At 54.9% G+C, this 15,714-nt stretch carries 21 protein-coding genes; 19 read left to right on the top strand and 2 right to left on the bottom strand.

Annotated elements, in window-relative coordinates:
• From CJP72_RS25400 to CJP72_RS04605, 3 genes are all read left to right on the top strand, one after another.
• Window positions 1-599, top strand: a 599-nt coding sequence (locus CJP72_RS25400; protein WP_162379721.1) for a DNA adenine methylase, incomplete at its 5' end; no start/stop codon positions are given.
• Between the two features lie 231 nt (window positions 600-830).
• Window positions 831-1,043 carry a hypothetical protein gene (locus CJP72_RS04610; RefSeq protein ID WP_162379720.1) on the top strand — a complete coding sequence of 71 codons (213 nt, stop codon included), beginning with the start codon at window positions 831-833 and terminating at the stop codon, window positions 1,041-1,043.
• Complete coding sequence (locus CJP72_RS04605; RefSeq protein ID WP_162379719.1) at window positions 1,043-1,888, top strand: hypothetical protein; 846 nt, start codon at window positions 1,043-1,045, stop codon at window positions 1,886-1,888. The genes CJP72_RS04610 and CJP72_RS04605 overlap by 1 nt, the downstream gene beginning before the upstream one ends.
• A gap of 400 nt (window positions 1,889-2,288) precedes the next feature.
• Here the strand turns inward: CJP72_RS04605 and CJP72_RS04600 are convergent, their stop codons facing one another.
• On the bottom strand, window positions 2,289-3,338 hold the full coding sequence (locus CJP72_RS04600) for a phage portal protein (protein WP_162379718.1): 1,050 nt from the start codon (window positions 3,336-3,338) through the stop codon (window positions 2,289-2,291).
• On the bottom strand, window positions 3,339-5,051 hold the full coding sequence (locus CJP72_RS04595; protein WP_162379717.1) for a terminase large subunit domain-containing protein: 1,713 nt from the start codon (window positions 5,049-5,051) through the stop codon (window positions 3,339-3,341). It abuts the gene before it with no gap.
• Window positions 5,052-5,205: 154 nt separating this feature from the next.
• Here CJP72_RS04595 and CJP72_RS04590 point away from each other — a divergent pair, with 154 nt between their 5' ends.
• From CJP72_RS04590 to CJP72_RS04515, 16 genes are all read left to right on the top strand, one after another.
• On the top strand, window positions 5,206-6,048 hold the full coding sequence (locus CJP72_RS04590) for a GPO family capsid scaffolding protein (RefSeq protein WP_162379716.1): 843 nt from the start codon (window positions 5,206-5,208) through the stop codon (window positions 6,046-6,048).
• A 40-nt stretch (window positions 6,049-6,088) separates the two neighbouring features.
• Complete coding sequence (locus CJP72_RS04585) at window positions 6,089-7,135, top strand: phage major capsid protein, P2 family (protein WP_162379715.1); 1,047 nt, start codon at window positions 6,089-6,091, stop codon at window positions 7,133-7,135.
• 42 nt (window positions 7,136-7,177) lie between these two features.
• A complete protein-coding gene (gene gpM, locus CJP72_RS04580; protein ID WP_162379714.1) occupies window positions 7,178-8,038 on the top strand; it encodes a phage terminase small subunit in 861 nt (286 codons plus the stop codon).
• A gap of 102 nt (window positions 8,039-8,140) precedes the next feature.
• Window positions 8,141-8,629: a head completion/stabilization protein gene (locus tag CJP72_RS04575; protein WP_162379713.1), complete on the top strand. Its 489-nt coding sequence runs from the start codon at window positions 8,141-8,143 to the stop codon at window positions 8,627-8,629.
• Window positions 8,629-8,829: a tail protein X gene (locus CJP72_RS04570; protein WP_162379712.1), complete on the top strand. Its 201-nt coding sequence runs from the start codon at window positions 8,629-8,631 to the stop codon at window positions 8,827-8,829. The genes CJP72_RS04575 and CJP72_RS04570 overlap by 1 nt, the downstream gene beginning before the upstream one ends.
• A gap of 10 nt (window positions 8,830-8,839) precedes the next feature.
• A complete protein-coding gene (locus tag CJP72_RS04565) occupies window positions 8,840-9,169 on the top strand; it encodes a phage holin, lambda family (protein WP_162379711.1) in 330 nt (109 codons plus the stop codon).
• A complete protein-coding gene (locus CJP72_RS04560; RefSeq protein WP_162379710.1) occupies window positions 9,162-9,551 on the top strand; it encodes a M15 family metallopeptidase in 390 nt (129 codons plus the stop codon). The genes CJP72_RS04565 and CJP72_RS04560 overlap by 8 nt, the downstream gene beginning before the upstream one ends.
• Window positions 9,552-9,667: 116 nt before the next feature.
• Window positions 9,668-10,198: a DUF2514 family protein gene (locus tag CJP72_RS04555; protein WP_162379709.1), complete on the top strand. Its 531-nt coding sequence runs from the start codon at window positions 9,668-9,670 to the stop codon at window positions 10,196-10,198.
• Entirely contained in the window at window positions 10,198-10,692 is a 495-nt protein-coding gene (locus tag CJP72_RS04550) for a phage tail protein (RefSeq protein WP_162379708.1), read from the top strand. The genes CJP72_RS04555 and CJP72_RS04550 overlap by 1 nt, the downstream gene beginning before the upstream one ends.
• Complete coding sequence (locus tag CJP72_RS04545) at window positions 10,653-11,297, top strand: phage virion morphogenesis protein (RefSeq protein ID WP_162379707.1); 645 nt, start codon at window positions 10,653-10,655, stop codon at window positions 11,295-11,297. Before CJP72_RS04550 ends, CJP72_RS04545 begins: the two co-directional genes overlap by 40 nt.
• A gap of 157 nt (window positions 11,298-11,454) precedes the next feature.
• Window positions 11,455-12,084 carry a phage baseplate assembly protein V gene (locus CJP72_RS04540; protein WP_162379706.1) on the top strand — a complete coding sequence of 210 codons (630 nt, stop codon included), beginning with the start codon at window positions 11,455-11,457 and terminating at the stop codon, window positions 12,082-12,084.
• A complete protein-coding gene (locus CJP72_RS04535; protein ID WP_162379705.1) occupies window positions 12,081-12,443 on the top strand; it encodes a GPW/gp25 family protein in 363 nt (120 codons plus the stop codon). Before CJP72_RS04540 ends, CJP72_RS04535 begins: the two co-directional genes overlap by 4 nt.
• Window positions 12,440-13,351, top strand: coding sequence for a baseplate assembly protein (locus CJP72_RS04530; RefSeq protein WP_162379704.1), 912 nt, complete (start codon window positions 12,440-12,442; stop codon window positions 13,349-13,351). The genes CJP72_RS04535 and CJP72_RS04530 overlap by 4 nt, the downstream gene beginning before the upstream one ends.
• Complete coding sequence (locus CJP72_RS04525; RefSeq protein WP_162379703.1) at window positions 13,344-13,958, top strand: phage tail protein I; 615 nt, start codon at window positions 13,344-13,346, stop codon at window positions 13,956-13,958. Before CJP72_RS04530 ends, CJP72_RS04525 begins: the two co-directional genes overlap by 8 nt.
• Window positions 13,948-14,988 carry a phage tail-collar fiber domain-containing protein gene (locus tag CJP72_RS04520; protein ID WP_162379702.1) on the top strand — a complete coding sequence of 347 codons (1,041 nt, stop codon included), beginning with the start codon at window positions 13,948-13,950 and terminating at the stop codon, window positions 14,986-14,988. Before CJP72_RS04525 ends, CJP72_RS04520 begins: the two co-directional genes overlap by 11 nt.
• The gene (locus tag CJP72_RS04515; RefSeq protein WP_162379701.1) at window positions 14,988-15,584 is read left to right on the top strand and encodes a tail fiber assembly protein; all 597 of its coding nucleotides are present in this window, start codon (window positions 14,988-14,990) and stop codon (window positions 15,582-15,584) included. Before CJP72_RS04520 ends, CJP72_RS04515 begins: the two co-directional genes overlap by 1 nt.
• The last annotated feature ends 130 nt before the right edge of the window (window positions 15,585-15,714 follow it).

Below are 15,714 nucleotides of genomic sequence, written 5' to 3'. Positions count from 1 at the left end.
TCGGGGGCGGGGCGGTGATGCTGCGTAAGCCGCCAGCTATGCACAATATTGGGATTGATATTGATCCCCAGACGTTGGAAGACTTTGCACGGGTTGCGCCAGCATTCTGTGAGTTAGTAAATGATGATGCGGTTGATTCTCTGGAAGGTTTCAATTTTGCTGATCTTCCAGTAACCAGCCGCGTGCTGTTGTACGTTGATCCGCCGTACCTGCCTGAAACCCGCACTGGAAACGCCCGCTATCGTCATGAATATACGGTTGCAGACCATGAGCGGCTATTGTCCTGCCTGGTCAGTCTGCCGGATAACGTTTCTGTCATTCTGTCCGGCTACCCGTCGCAGCTGTATGACGAACGGTTAGCGGGCTGGCGCAGCAAAGAATTTCAGGCGATGACGCGCGGCGGCGTGCGAACAGAAAAAATCTGGATGAACTACCCGGAAGGGCGCGCGTATTCTCACGCGTTTGCCGGGAAAGACTACAACGATCGGCACCGCATTAAGCGCAAAGTTGAGCGCTGGCGCGCGAAATATGCGGCGCTCCCTCCTGCTGAAAGGCTGGCGATCATGGTGGCTTTGAATGAGGTAGATAGTGGGGGTTGATTGTGCTTGGAAATGAAGCGGAACACTAGATGTTGTATGGTGTCTTAATAATATGAACACATACTGCAAAAACGGTTGATATGGTTCATGCTTTACTATACATAACGTGTCTAGTTGACACATTCAAGCACCCTAAGAGTGCGGAAGATAGCAAGCAAAGTTTTGCTATCTCTTTATCCTACTGTTTTGAGTGATTTTTCTGGATTCGAGGCCTAACAAAAGGAGGCGGATATGTCATTTGCATTTGGATTGCCATTGTCCGGCGCTATGTTCAGTTCAAGGGAGCGACTGACCAAGGCTCTGAAGGACAACAAAGACAGCTATACCATCAGCCGCGATGGACATGTTTCTCTGAACCTTAACGATGCTGAAGTAGTGAAAGCTATTGCTCGTCAGATTGAAAAGCTCGGAGATATCAAGGAAGAGGGCGGAAAAAAAGGTTAATGAATACAATTATCTTGGCTATAGCCCTGATTAGCGGTTATCTGTATGTGACCCGATCATTATCTGCAAGATACATATTTAAGCGTTCCGAAGGTTGGGACGCTTATTTTTATGTAGCGGCTTGGGGTGTGCTGTTTACCTTAGTTGCTTGGATGTTATGCTCTTTCCTCAGCGTGTTAGGGCTTTTCCGATGGGCGTATAATTTTCTTCTTGCCCATGATTTTATCGAACAAGATTCTATCAAGCGCGTTTTCCCTCTTTCCCCTGCGGAACAATTCAAATTTGCAGATTTCAAATTTGCATTTTTCGGCGTTACTTCCATGTTTTTGGCATGGGCGTTTGGGCATCTTATGCGCTGGTATGTTTGCCACGATGAAGATCGTCGAATCGATGCTCTTGTTAAAGCCGTGCATCACGACCCGCTTGAGAGCCTGCTAATTGAAGCCGCAGTAAGAAAGTTTCCAGTGATCATTACTCTTGGGTCACGAAAATTTTATGTGGGTATCGTGGATTGTCCAAAATTCGAACATGGGAAAGCGGACTATTTGCAGCTTCTTCCCCTTTTGAGTGGATATCGTGATAAGGACACCCTTACTATCACTGTAACGACGAACTACAAAAGACATTACATCGATAGCGGAATTGTAGGCGGGCTTAATGGTGGACCATTAACTTTGGCTGACTTTAGAACGTTAGTTCCGAAGGACGAAATTGAAGGGATTTCATTTTTCGATACCGATACGTATTCCCAATTTAAAGCAAAAGAAGAGGTTGATCGCTCTGGGTCAACAACCCTTTCGCCTACTTTTATGCCTCGCGGAAGCGGGGCGCCCCCATCGTCTTAATCATTCTTGAAGAGGGCCATTGCGGCCCTTTTTTATTTGCACAAAAACAACGCATAAATCTGCATTGAAATGCACAAATTATTTGACTGTAGTTTTATCGGGGCAGACCAGGCGGGGCGGGCCTTCTGGTGGTCTGCACATTTGCACAAAAAAGCGGGGTTTCTGCGTGCGGGCGAGGCGGGGGAATGAGCGCGCGCCGAGGGGTGGGATAGGGTGTGCATCATCTGCGCCGCATTTCGCGCCGCTCCGCCTCGCTGCTGCGTCGTTTTCCGTTCGGTGGCGTGGGTTGAGGCAAAAGAAAAGCCCCTGCCAGCGGGCTGCTGAGGGGCTTACGTGCGGTTTGGTCATTTGCGGCCGTGCTGGCCGCTTCACGGTGGTGCTGGTTGTGTCCGGGGTGGCGTCAGATCGCTGCCTGCAATAGTGCGTAAGGGTTGAACCGCACCACGTCGATCCCCAGCCAGTCGTTTAACTCTTTCAGGCTTTCCTGTATCGGCGACAGTTCGTTGATAGAAAACACTTTCGCCGCTTTCTCAACGTCACCAAAGCCACCGGAGTTATTCGGCATTACACCCATAAGCACGGGTGGCACGCGATGCGCGGCTAACAGGTCGTCGCGGGTGGCGTCTTTGATGCCGGTAAATTCATCCTTCGCGGCCACTTGGCTGAATGGCATGATTTGTAGACCGTCCTTTTTTCCGCCCGCCGCGTAGACAAACAGGTTTTTAAAAGCACCGTTGCCGCGTGCATCTTTCAGCGACTTCTTGAGCTTCTCCACATCGTTGTTATTCGCCACCGGGTCAGTGAGATAGACGATAACGCCCGCATGACTGCCGTTAATATAATAGTTGCGGCGGAATACCGTTGCTTCACCGTTCAACATAGCGCTTTGCAGCGCGGCCAGGTATTCCGGCGCGCCGTAAATCTCCTGGTGCGGGCTGGGGTTCTTTATCTGGCAGACGCTGCCCGGTTCGAACGCGTGATCGTCAACGTAGCGCGGAACAAACCAGAACTGCGCCGGGTCTATGCCGCGTCGCGTATATTTCGCCTGGCTGTGCCGCAGCTCGATAGGCTGACCTAACCGGTTGCGGCGGCATTCCATGTAACAGTTACCGAAAATCAAATAGTCCTGCACCCAGGCGGTGAACTCCTGCCGGGTTAACAGCGGGTGCGGTATGTAGCAGCTGGCGATAACATTGCGTTTGAATATCAGCGGTGACTGGTGGTATGCGGCAACGTCGAACATGCGCGCCAGTCCGTAGGGGCTAACAGGCGGTTCATACCAGCGGCCATTGTTGTGGCATTCGAGGCATTCCATAAGCGACGCGCGATCGTTGACTGTGATCGGGTCGCCAAAGCTGAATGATTCCACACTTTCCAGCGGGGTAGCCACGTTGGTGGCCGTGCTGGCTGGCGCAGCAGTTGGCGCCCTGAATTTCTTTTTGCCGCTCAATTAAAACTCCTCCACAAAACTGCCGTTATCGCCGGTCACTTCCGCGCCGATCGGTTCGTTGTAAATGCCCTGCATTGTTGCCCAGGCCAGATCGCCATGATTGCTGTCGCGGGCGCGATCGGACTGGTAAGTAATAACGCCGCCAGCAGCGACTTTACGCACGGTCATGAACGACTGTGCGAGATCCATCATTCCGGCGTCGAACTCAAAGCGCCCGGCACGGATGACCATCAGCATTTTGAGCACCATCGAACGCTTAAGAACCGGTGAATAGTTGTATTTGACGGCCTGCGGGAAGAACTTAAGCACCAGTTGATAAACGGCATCACCGATCCCCGTGCCGTCGATAGCGATGTGCTGCACGTTATAGCGGGTGGTGATCTCCTTGATGAAATTGGCCTGTTCTTCGTACTCCATGCCACGCAGCTGGTGACGCTCAACCGCGCGGAATTTGCCGCCCGGTACGGCTGGCGGAGCCAGCACAACCAGCCCGGCGCTGTCGCCTTTGCCGCTGCTGCCGTTGGGGTCGTAGCTCACCCAGACAGGGCGATTACCCAGCGGACGGGGTGCAAACGGGTTCCAGTCCGGCCACGCGTCTGGCATGTAGCCATCCACCCCGCAGCCCAGAATTGCGTTGTAGTCGAAGGCGCGTTCCCCGGCTTTAACGAACGTACAGCCGTACAGGTTGGCGTATTCGTCAAGGGAGTTTTCGCTTCGGATTTCATCAATATCCACCCGATCGAAACCGAGCTTCATTGCGTCTTCCAGCGTAACCATCTGGCGCCAGATGTTATCCCCGCCAAGCCTGCCGTTTTTCAGTGCCTTATGACTGGTGTCGATATCCACCCGATCGGCGCGCGGGCGGGATTTATTGAACTGATCGCCAGTCCAGAAAGGATAGGCTTCATGTTCTTCACTGGAAGGCGTCGAAAAGTAGGTGCGGCGAAGCCCTTTTTGCGTCGCCATACCTGCGGCGACTGAGCGGAGTTTGATGAAGTTGCTGATCCAGAAGGCTTCATCCAGATACAGATCGCCGGTATAACTCTGTGCCGTCGCGGCAGAGGTGCCGAGAAAATACAGGATCGCACCGTTGCTTAACTCGATGGCATCACCGCCTTTAAGTTCTACCCCTATTTCCCTTGCCAGCTTCTGAATAAACCGCTTGAACTGGAACGCCTGCGCGCGGCTGGCGGACAGGAAAATCTGGTTATTCCCGGTTTCCAGCGCCCGCAACAGCGCTTCGCGGGCAAAGTACCAGGTGGCACCAATCTGGCGCGATTTGAGGATAAAACGGTTTCGCCGGTTCCACTGTTTGAACCAGCGTTTTTGATGCTCGTAGAGCGAATCAAAGACTAGGGCACGAAGCTGGGTTATCTGCTCTTCGGTGAAATGGTTTTTCGGCGTCTTCGCCTTTTGCTCTTTCTCCTGGTCGCGCCGCTCGTGCCGTTCGAAACGGTCAAGCTGGCGCGCCAGCAGGTCAATTTCTTTGAAGTCCTTCGGGGTCTTTTCGTCTTTTTCCACCAGACGCAAGTAGCGAACATGCGTGCGATCCTGCACCCGCTGCATGGGGGTGGCTTTATCCCACTCATAGCGACGGCGCCAGCTGTAGATCGTGTTAATGCTCACCCCGATTTCCTTTGAAATCTGAGTGATGCTAAACGCCTGCCAGTAGAGGCTTTTGGCTTTTGTGCTGAGGTCATCGGCTGTATTCATGGCAACAGGCTATCGCGCCCGCGCGCGCAACAATATCGCTGCTTGTTGTCGCCTGAGTCCGACAAAGTGAAGGCTTTGCGACTTCCGGCCGCAAAGGGAATGATTGGGGCACTGGTTAATATCAATCGCTTACCAACCCCGGAGCTTTGTCACCATGCCAATGACAAATTTTTTCCGCGTCGCAGTCGAAGGCGCAACCTGTGATGGCCGAGTGCTGGAACGTCAGCACATTATCGAAATGGCCGAGCAGTACGATCCCCAGGTCTATGGCGCCCGCGTCAATCTGGAACACATTTTAGGCTGGTCTCCAAATAGTGATTTTCGCGCTTACGGCGACGTTGCTGAAACGAAGTATGAAGAAGTTGCCGAAGGCCAGTTAAAGGGCAAGTTGGCGCTTCTGGTGAAGGTGGACGCCACGGACGAACTGGTAGAGCTGAAAGGCAAGCGCCAGAAAATCTATCACAGCATTGAGGTGCATCCGTCCTTTGCCGATACCGGAAAAGCCTACCTTATGGGGTTGGCCTGTACGGATAACCCGGCGAGCCTGGGCACTGAAATGATGAAGTTCTGCGCCCAGAACGCCAGCGCCAGTCCTCTGGCTGCGCGTCATACCGCGCCGGAATGCTTCTTCACTGAAACCCTGGAATCATCCCTTGAATTTGCGCAGGAAGTACCGCCAGCCTCTGACGCCGGAAAGAATTTCTTTTCCCGCGTCAAGGAAATGCTCACCGGCACCCGCCAGCACTTCGATCGTGAAAATGGCGATATCCGCCAGGCGGTTGAACTGGTCGCGGAAAGCCAGGGCGCACTGTTGGACAAGGTGGAAAAACTGAGCGCCGATCTGCTTAAGAGCCAGAAAGCCGCCAATGCGGCGGAGAAGTTGCGCGGCGAGTTCGACGAGTTGAAAGCGCAGCTTTCTACCCAGGACGCCAGCCAATACCGCCGCCCGGAAGCGACCGGCGCGGAGAAGACTAACGCCCAGCTTGCTGACTGCTGATCGCCGCCAGTAACGAAGGAACAGGACAGGAAATAAAACTATGCGTAATTCTACCCGTGAATTGTTTGATGCGTATCTTGAGCGACAAGCCGAGCTTAATCACATCAACAAATCCCACGTAACAAAGTCGTTCAGCATTGATCCGAGCGTTGAGCAGACGCTTGAAGACAAGGTGCAGCAGTCTTCCGAAATGCTGAAACTGATTAATATCTACGGGGTTAATGATCAGTCCGGTGAAAAAATCGGCCTGGGCGTTAGCGGCCCGATTTCCAGTACCAACAATTCCACAACGGATCGGCGTCAGCCTGTTTCTGTTTCGGCGCTGGATTCGAATAAATACACCTGTAACAAGGTGAACGCCGATACCTTCGCTTCTTACCCGCAGTTGGATGCCTGGGCAAAATTCCCGGATTTCCAGCAGCGTCTGAGTAATCAGATCATTCAGCGTATTGCGCTTGATCGCATCATGATCGGCTTTAACGGCACCAGTTACGCTGATAAGTCAGACCGTGCCGCCAATCCGCTGTTGCAGGATTGTGGTATCGGCTGGCTTCAGCAGTACCGTGCGAACGCGGCGCAGCGCGTGATGAAAGATATCACCGTGACCAGCCGTGACGATACCAACCAGGTGATCGCGAAAGGTGATTACGGTAACTACGACTCAATCGTTTATGACGCCGTTAACTCACTTATGGATGAGTGGTACAAAGACTCGCCTAATCTGGTGGTGATCACCGGGCGTAACCTGACGGTTAGCCGTTCGTTCCCGATTATCAACGCCGTCAGCACCAGTAACCCGAACTCCGAAGCGCTGGCCGGTCAGTTGATTGCATCGCGTAAGACGATCGGCAACCTGCCTTCGTTTATCGCGCCTTTCTTCCCTGATGGCAGCATGTTCATCACTTCATGGGAAAACCTGTCAATTTACTGGCAAGAAGGTGCGCACCGTCGCCGTATCGTGGAAGAGCCGGAATACAACCGCGTGTCTACCTACAGTTCGTCAAATGATGCCTATGTCATTGAGGACTACGGCTACGGCTGTCTGATCGAAGGTATCACCGCCGCAGAACCAGCACCGGCACCATAAAACAGCACAGGCCAGCTAAGTGCTGGCCGCTTTGGGGGCATCATGTTGACACCTGCTCAACAGCATTTTAACCGCGTGATGGCAGAACGCCGCCATGCCAGCCGTGAGCCGTCGCAGTCTGAAATGACGGCCTACGAAACCATGCTTCACCGCCTGCGACTGGATAAAGCCCGTTTGAGCCGTGTCCAGTCCCAGAAGGCTAAAGCGGATTTAAAGCGCGAACTGCTGCCGAATTACCAGCCGTGGGTTGAGGGTGTGCTTGCGGTGGACTCGGGCCAGTCTGACGACGTGTTAACCACCGTCATGATCTGGTGCTGCGACTGCGGAAACATCGCCGAAGCCCTGCGTATTGGTCAGTACGTCTTGCACCATAAGTTGCCTATGCCGGATCAGTACAAGCGAACCACTGCCACCGTACTGGTGGAAGAGATTTGCGATCCCATTCTGGCGGCGTTCAAGGCTAACCCGGCAGTTGCGCCGGTCGTCGCTGACCTGCTGGAAGCGTTACGGGGCTTAACCCAAAACGAAGATATGCCGGATCAGGTGCGTTCAAAGTTGCTTAAAGCGCTGGGCTATACGCTGCGCCTGACTGACAACGTTGAATCGCTCACGGCTGCGGTTGAATACCTGCGCCAGGCGGCACTGTTGAACCCGAAAAAGGCAGGCGTAACCCGTGATATTGAGCTTCTACAGCGTGCGCTTAAGAAGTCCGGCCAGCCTGCTGACGGTGACGGTGACGGTGACGGCACAGGCGGACAGCCAACGGTAACAATTGCCGAAACGCAGGTGACGCCGCCGCCAGCGCCGCCAAAAACGACGCGGAAAACCAAAAAGCCAGCGACCAAAGGCAGCGCCGCAGCGAAGAAAAAAACATCGACCACCCGCCAGAAGGCGGCGTCATAACCGAACGTGCCCCCGCGCACCCAGGCGGCACGGCAGGCGAAAACAGGCAACGCCGCGTCTTCGTCCTGCCGTCCACCGCCTGACTTTTACGGAGTAGAGATCATGAGCCTGGTCGCCACTGAGCCAGTAAGGCCACCATCCGATCCCGTGCCGGATGATGGCGGGGCGAAAGTCGAGAGCCTGCCATTCTGGCCGGTCATTTCGCTGGCCGAATTGCGCCGCGCGATGCGTCTTGACGGGCAGGTAACTACCGATCGTCTTATGTCGCGAACTATCGAAGCGGTGAGCCATGTTAACGATCAGCTTTTCCTGTGGCGCCAGGTGCAGCTTGATGCGGGCTATGAGTCATTGGCTTCAATCCCGGCCAGTCCGGTGAATGGCACTTCCGTGAAGGTATGGCGATATAAAAACGCTGTTTACTCGCTCACTAAGGCGCTGCTGATTGAGGGCTACCGCGATATCGACACCACCAGTAAGGGCGAAGACCACGCGGCGGCGTTGAGTACGCAGATCGATACGTTATGGCGCGATGTGCGCTGGTCAATCCGTGATATCCAGGACGAAAGCCGGGGCCTGGCGGAGTTGGTGTAATGAACGTTCGGGCGCAGCAGAACGACACGATCGACCTGCTTTGCTGGCGCTACTACGGCAGAACAGCAGGTGTTACCGAGGCGGTGATCGATGCCAATAAGGGCATTTCAGCCGCCACTGAGTTACAAGCCGGGCAGGTTGTTTACCTGCCAGAGATCCAACCGCCAGCCCAGCGCGAAACAGTGCAGCTATGGGATTAAGGGGGATGGTATGCACGACACACCACCGGGATTATTCGAACAAACAATGAAATGGATCGCTACTTATCTGCCGACCCTGTTTGCGGCTGGTGCGGCGCTGAGTATTTCGGCGCTTATGAGCCTCTACGATGGGCAGTCTTTGCTTAAAACCGCCACCGGTTCGCTGGTATGTGGGCTTGTCACGCTTGCCGTGGCCGGTTCGCTGGAATATCTGGGGCTTCCGTCCAACGCCGTAACGTTCGTGGGTGCCTCAATCGGATTTATGGGTGCGGATAAAGTCCGCAACAAAGTTACCGGGTTTATCGAAAACCGTATCGGAGGGATGAAAGGCGATGAGTGATTTTAAGTTTAGCCAACGAAGTGAAAATAACCTGCGGGGCGTACACCCTGATCTGGTGAAAGTGGTCAGGCTGGCCCTGCAATTATCGCCGGTCGATTTCGGTATCACGGAAGGGCTGCGCACCGTTGAGCGTCAAAAGCAGCTGGTTGCAGAAGGCAAAAGCCAGACCATGAACAGCCGCCATATTTCCGGCCATGCTGTTGATGTTTTCGCATACCCAACGCCTGCCGGTTCGTGGGATTGGGAGTATTACCAGCAGATTTCCCAGGCGTTTAAACAGGCGGGTAAAAATCTGGGCATTCCGGTGGAGTGGGGCGGCGACTGGAAGACGCTTAAAGACGGCCCGCACTTCCAGCTACCTTACGCCGATTATCCGGCGTGATGTTAACGGTGCAGATCATTTTTAACCGTGCTGGCCGTGCGTATCGAGTGCGGTCATTTTTGACAGTGCTGCAGCACGTTCAGTAATGACGGTGCGAGCTGGCGAGGGGTTTTGAAATGGGGTTGTCACGCTGGAAGGTGATTGCTTGCCTTGTGCTGGCTGCTGCTGTCGTCTGGGGTTTCAGCCACTGGCGTTACAGCGCCGGTTATGGTGATGCCGATCAGCGCTGGCGTGAAGAATGGGCGCAGCGTGATGCGAGCGACGCCACTGCGCTGGCGCAGCGACAGGCAGAAGCCAGGGCAGAAGAACAACGCCGACAGGATGAAATTGATGCGATCAGAAAACAAGCCAGCCAGCAGCTGGCTGGCGTGCAGGCTGCTGCCGATCGTGCCAGTGCTGCTTCTCGTGGGCTGCACGACAAGGCCGACGAACTCGCCAGGCAACTGGCAGAACGTGAACGCGCCTGCGGTGCCGGAACTCCCGGCAGAAGCGAGGCAAAAACCAGCGGTGCCGTATTGCTTGCCGACCTGTTTAGACGGGCTGACGAGCGAGCGGGGGAACTGGCAAGACAGGCTGACGAAGCAAGGGCCAGAGGGTTAGCCTGTGAGGCTGCGTATGATGCGGTTAAATCCGGGAGGAATAAGTAATGCTTAAACCCGATTTGCTGCGCCAGATGATAAGCCAGCACGTTCCCTGGCTGCGTGAGAATCCCGATAATCTGGCGGTTTACCTGCGTAAAGGCCGGATGGTCAGCACCGGCCAGCGGGCGGCGGCGTTTGAGTATCGCTATACGCTGGAAGTGCTGGTGATGGATTACCCGTATTCGCTGGATACTATCAGCGTGCCGGTGCTGGCGTGGGCGCGGTTATATCAGCCTGATCTGTTGTTTAACCCGGACAGGCAGCAGAACGGCATAACATTCGAAGCCGATATCCTGAGTAACAGCACGATGGACGTGCTGATCCAGATTCAGGCTGATGAAGCGGTGATCGTCACCCGTGAAGATGGCGAAATAGTCACCAGTCACCGCGCTGACCCTGCGCCGGGGCCGGAAGTTGGCGCGTGGTCACTGGTGTTTAAAGATGAGGTCAGTGGCGAAACATGGCAGGACAACAAACCGATCCCCTCTTCCAGCAGTTAGACGACTGGTTAGCCAACGTGGCCGCGCAGCTTTCGCCAGGCCACCGCCGCAAGCTGACGCGCGACGTTGCGATCGGGCTGCGCAAGCGCCAGCAAAAGCGCATCGCCAGCCAGAAGAACCCCAGCGGTGAAAGCTATCAGTCCCGCCGCCGCAAAATCCTGCGCACCCAGGGCGGGATTAAATTCATATGGAACGATGAAGCCAGGGAGCTACGCAACTGGCGAACCACGGGCAGGGGAGAACACCGCGCAATAACCGGCTATGACGTGGATCGCGGTGCACTGCGCACGTTCTATAAGCGCGATATCCAGCGCTATATCGAAATCAATCTCAACCAGTCAAAGCAGAACCGCACCAGAAAAGATCCGATGTTCCGCAAGCTGCGCACCGCGCGTTTTCTTAAGGCGTATGGTACGGGCAGCATGGCGGTGGTTGGCTTTCAGGGGCATACCGCCGAGATCGCCAACGTCCACCAGTACGGTGAAGTCGATAACGTGGTGCCGGGTGCCCGCGCGCGTTATCCGGTGCGTGAGCTTCTGGGCATGACCGAGGGGGATTTAGACTGGCTGGCCGATACCGTTGTAGCCTTCATGCAAGATATTTGATTGTCACCAATCCGCCACAATGGCGCCGCGTTGTCTGCGCGCGCGCGACTCCTGATACTGACTGCATAACCCATGAGCCGAAACGGTCGTAAAACCTGCTACCGGGTGGAAGCGACGCCGGACAGCGTAACCGGCACCACGGGAAACAGTCAGAATTATGAATTTAAACGAACTCTACCGCCTTATTTGCAATCTTGTTCGCATTGGCACTGTGCTGGATGTGGACGAGGAAAGATATCTTGCGCGCGTTGAAACAGGCGAGAACAAAACAGACTGGATCCGTTGGGGTGTAGAGCGTGCTGGCGAAGCCGTGACGTGGTGGGCGCCGACAGTGGGCGAGCAGGTTTTTATTTTCTGCCCCTGCGGTGAAATGGAAACGGCATTCATTGGCGGGAGTCTCTACAGCGAAGGCTCACCACCGCCAGATAAAGGCGAAACCACCCGCGTGACCCTGCACCCAGATGGCGCAAAGTTTTTATATGACCCAAAAGCCAGCGCACTGGTTGTCAGCGGAGTGAAAACGGCAGATGTTACCGCCTCGGAATCCATTACCGCCACCGTGCCAGTGGTAACGGTCAAGGCAGACACCCGCATTACCCTGGACACGCCGGAAGTGGTCTGCACCAACAAGCTGATCACCGCCACGCTGGAAGTGCAAAAAGGCGGGGAAATGAAGGGCAACATTAACCATTCAGGCGGATCGCTTTCGTCTAATAGTGTCGTTGTCCACCTGCATAAGCATAACGGCGTTCAGTCCGGTGGCAGTAATACAGGTGGCCCGGTATGAGCACAGTCCGCTACAGCGGCATGAATGCCAATTCCGGCCACGCCATCACTGACAACGAACATATAGCGCAATCTATTGGCGATATTCTGTTGACGCCGATCGGTTCCCGCGTGATGCGTCGGGCCTATGGTTCGCAGCTGTTCAACCTGATCGATCAGCCGGTCAATGATGCCATCACCAAGTTGCGCGTTATGTCTGCCATCTACAGCGCCCTGTATTTATGGGAACCGCGGATCTCTCTGACCAGTATCACCCTGAGCGCGCCGGGTGCCGGTCAGCTGGTTGCGACCATACAGGCCAACCGTACCGACAACCAGACACCATTTAACGCCGATATCACATTGAGGGGCCAGGCATGAGCGGCACGATCGATTTATCGCAGCTTCCGCCGCCCGTGGTGGTTGAACCGCTGGACTTCGAAACGCTTTTCGCGCAGCGCAAAGCGGCATTTATTGCGATGTACCCGGAAGACGAGCAGGAAGAAATAGCCCGCACGCTTGAGCTTGAATCGGAGCCGATCACCATGCTGCTGGAAGAGAATTGCTATCGCGAATTGCTGTTACGCCAGCGGGTGAACGAGGCGGCGCGCGCGGTGATGCTGGCTTACTCCACGGATAGCGATCTTGATCAGCTGGCTGCTAATTTTGACGTTGATCGCCTGGTTGTCACGCCGGAGGACGACAGCGTAGTACCGCCAATCCCTGCCGATATGGAATCAGACGCGGATTTACGCACGCGCACGCAACAGGCGTTTGAAGGTCTGAGCGTGGCAGGGCCAACGGCGGCGTATGAATTTTGGGGGCGTTCGGCAGACGGGCGCGTAGCCGATATTTCTGCGGTGAGTCCTACGCCTGCCTGCGTCACCATTTCGGTGCTGTCGCGCGAGGGTGACGGAACGGCCAGCGATGATCTGATCTCCGTGGTTGCCGCCGCGCTGAACGATGAAGAAGTGCGCCCGGTGGCCGACAGAGTAACGGTACAGTCTGCGGAGATCGTGCCGTATCAGATTGATGCAACGCTTTACATTTACCCTGGCCCGGAAGCTGAACCAGTCCGGCAGGCATCGGAAGAGCAGTTGCAGACTTATATTGCGGCGCAGAATCGCTTAGGCCGCGATATCCGTCTTTCAGCTATCTACGCCGCCCTGCACGTCGAAGGTGTTCAGCGCGTTGAACTGGCGCAGCCTATGGCGGATATCGTGTTGAGCGACTATCAGGCGTCGCATTGCACCGAATACACCATAACGGTGGGCGGTTACGATGAGTAATGACCTGTTACCACCCAGCGCCACCAGAATGGAGCGCATCGCCGCGCGTGTCTGCGCCTCTCTGGGTGAAGTGCCGGTGCCGCTGCGGCAGTTGTGGAACCCGTGGACGTGCCGGGCTGACCTGCTGCCCTATCTGGCGTGGGCCTTCTCTGTCGATCGCTGGGATGAAGCCTGGCCGACCAGCACGAAACGAAAGGCGGTTGCTGATGCTTTCTATTTGCATAAATACAAAGGTACAACGGGCGCTATGCGCCGGGTTGTGGAGCCGTTCGGCTTCTTCATTCGGGTTAACGAGTGGTGGAACATCGACACCGACCCGGGCACCTTCACGCTGGATATTGGCGTAGAAGATCAGGGTATCAGTGAGGAAACCTATCAGGAGCTTGAACGCCTGATCGCCGATGTGAAGCCGTGCAGCCGCCATATGCTGGGAATGTCTTTGCACCTGCAAACAACCGGCGATCTGTATGTCGGTGCTTCCAGTTATTCCGGCGATACGCTGACCGTTTACCCGTATTTCCCTGAAACCATAGCCGTTGGCGGTGATGTTTACACCGGGGCGGCAATCCATTTAATTGATACCGTGGAGATCGCAAGTGGCGACTAAATACTATGCCGTGCTAACCAATGTGGGGGCGGCGAAACTGGCAAATGCCACGGCGTTGGGTGCGCAGGTTGAGATCACCCAGATGGGCGTAGGCGATGGTAACGGCGCGCTGCCGACGCCGAACCCGGCACAAACGGCGCTGGTTCACGAACTGCGCCGCGCACCGTTAAACTCCCTGAGCGTAGACCCAGCCAACGCCAGCCAGATTATTGCCGAACAGGTGATCCCTGAAGATGTGGGCGGGTGGTGGATCCGTGAAATCGGTCTGTTTGATAAAGATGGCGATATGATTGCTGTAGCCAACTGCGCGGAAACCTATAAGCCGCAGTTGCAGGAGGGCAGCGGGCGCGTGCAGGTTGTGCGCATGATTCTGATCGTCAGCAGCACCGCCGCCGTGACGCTCAAGATAGACCCTTCGGTAGTGCTGGCAACTCGCCAGTATGTTGATGATCAGATCATCCAGGTTAAAGCTTATGTTGATCAGCAAATGGCGGCGCATATTGCTGCTACTGACCCGCATACACAGTATTTGCTTGAGGCGGATATTGATAAATTTATCCCGGTCGGTTTTCCACTTCCGTGGCCGCAGGCAACCCCGCCAGGAGGCTGGCTTAAGTGCAATGGCGCAACGTTCGATAAAGCTAAATATCCGAAACTGGCGACGGCTTACCCTTCTGGAGTGTTACCGGATTTGCGCGGTGAGTTTTTAAGAGGTTGGGATGATGGGCGTGGGATAGATTCTGGTCGTGCGTTGTTATCTTGGAAAGCGGCGTCAGTTATTGATCACGTTCATGAATTATCAACGTGGACGGGGCCGAATCTTGTGTCGGGAGATGTTGGGGCGAGTGTTAACAATACTTTTGGGTTACAAGTCAGCAAAGGTGATGGCGGGCAATTGTATTCATGGAAAGATGGTAAGGGTACAACCGATAACACGAAGCGGAATATTCCAAGTGACGGTGTTAGAAGTTCATCTGGCGATGGTAGCCCACGCAACGTTGCATTTAACTACATCGTGAGGGCAGCATAATGACACAGGCAAAGTTAAATAGTGAGTTTGTGGCTACTGTGGGCGGTGATATCACCGTGTTTAACTTCGACAATGAAACGCGCGAATATCTTTCATCATCGGTTGAATATCTGGCGGTGGGCGTAGGTCTTCCGGCTAACTCCTGCATTGACGCACCAGGCGAGGCTAAAGAAGGTTCAGCTATCTGCCGGGCGGCTGACCTTGCCGCATGGGAATACGTGGCCGATCATCGTGGAGAGACTGTATACAGCACTGAAACAGGCGAAGCGGCGATCGTTTCGCTGCCTGGTGATTACCCAGAAGGCACAACCATGCTGGCACCTGCCACGCCATACGATACGTGGAACGGTAGCGAGTGGGTGACAGACTCCGAAGCGCAGCACGCGGCTGACGTAGAAGCGGCGGAACTACAGAAATCTGCGCTGCTGCTTGAGGCGCAGGCAACGATCAGTCTGTGGCAAACGGAATTACAGTTGGGTGTTATCAGTGATGAAGACAAGGCCAGCCTAATCACGTGGGTGAATTACATCAAAGCGGTGCAGGCAGTGGACACGTCAAAGGCGCCAGATATTACCTGGCCGGAGAAGCCGGAATAACTTTTCATTCCGGCACGCACTGCCGGTTTTAACCGTGCTGGCCATGCGTATCGAGTACGGTCATTTTTAACGGTGCTGCAGCACGGTCAGTTATGGCAGTGCCGCCATGAGGGGAAGCGGGCAAAGGCCC

This window comes from Citrobacter sp. NCU1, from assembly GCF_010231475.1.
Lineage (GTDB): Bacteria > Pseudomonadota > Gammaproteobacteria > Enterobacterales > Enterobacteriaceae > Citrobacter_D.
This window is presented reverse-complemented; position numbering and strand designations above follow the sequence as displayed.

Excerpts from the sequence above, each read along its gene's own strand:
- CJP72_RS04610 (WP_162379720.1), top strand. The coding sequence starts at position 831 with ATGTCATTTGCATTTGGATTGCCATTGTCCGGCGCTATGTTCAGTTCA.
- CJP72_RS04605 (WP_162379719.1), top strand. The coding sequence starts at position 1,043 with ATGAATACAATTATCTTGGCTATAGCCCTGATTAGCGGTTATCTGTAT.
- CJP72_RS04595 (WP_162379717.1), bottom strand. The coding sequence starts at position 5,051 with ATGAATACAGCCGATGACCTCAGCACAAAAGCCAAAAGCCTCTACTGG.
- CJP72_RS04590 (WP_162379716.1), top strand. The coding sequence starts at position 5,206 with ATGCCAATGACAAATTTTTTCCGCGTCGCAGTCGAAGGCGCAACCTGT.
- CJP72_RS04585 (WP_162379715.1), top strand. The coding sequence starts at position 6,089 with ATGCGTAATTCTACCCGTGAATTGTTTGATGCGTATCTTGAGCGACAA.
- gpM (WP_162379714.1), top strand. The coding sequence starts at position 7,178 with ATGTTGACACCTGCTCAACAGCATTTTAACCGCGTGATGGCAGAACGC.
- CJP72_RS04575 (WP_162379713.1), top strand. The coding sequence starts at position 8,141 with ATGAGCCTGGTCGCCACTGAGCCAGTAAGGCCACCATCCGATCCCGTG.
- CJP72_RS04570 (WP_162379712.1), top strand. The coding sequence starts at position 8,629 with ATGAACGTTCGGGCGCAGCAGAACGACACGATCGACCTGCTTTGCTGG.
- CJP72_RS04565 (WP_162379711.1), top strand. The coding sequence starts at position 8,840 with ATGCACGACACACCACCGGGATTATTCGAACAAACAATGAAATGGATC.
- CJP72_RS04560 (WP_162379710.1), top strand. The coding sequence starts at position 9,162 with ATGAGTGATTTTAAGTTTAGCCAACGAAGTGAAAATAACCTGCGGGGC.
- CJP72_RS04555 (WP_162379709.1), top strand. The coding sequence starts at position 9,668 with ATGGGGTTGTCACGCTGGAAGGTGATTGCTTGCCTTGTGCTGGCTGCT.
- CJP72_RS04550 (WP_162379708.1), top strand. The coding sequence starts at position 10,198 with ATGCTTAAACCCGATTTGCTGCGCCAGATGATAAGCCAGCACGTTCCC.
- CJP72_RS04545 (WP_162379707.1), top strand. The coding sequence starts at position 10,653 with ATGGCAGGACAACAAACCGATCCCCTCTTCCAGCAGTTAGACGACTGG.
- CJP72_RS04540 (WP_162379706.1), top strand. The coding sequence starts at position 11,455 with ATGAATTTAAACGAACTCTACCGCCTTATTTGCAATCTTGTTCGCATT.
- CJP72_RS04535 (WP_162379705.1), top strand. The coding sequence starts at position 12,081 with ATGAGCACAGTCCGCTACAGCGGCATGAATGCCAATTCCGGCCACGCC.
- CJP72_RS04530 (WP_162379704.1), top strand. The coding sequence starts at position 12,440 with ATGAGCGGCACGATCGATTTATCGCAGCTTCCGCCGCCCGTGGTGGTT.
- CJP72_RS04525 (WP_162379703.1), top strand. The coding sequence starts at position 13,344 with ATGAGTAATGACCTGTTACCACCCAGCGCCACCAGAATGGAGCGCATC.
- CJP72_RS04515 (WP_162379701.1), top strand. The coding sequence starts at position 14,988 with ATGACACAGGCAAAGTTAAATAGTGAGTTTGTGGCTACTGTGGGCGGT.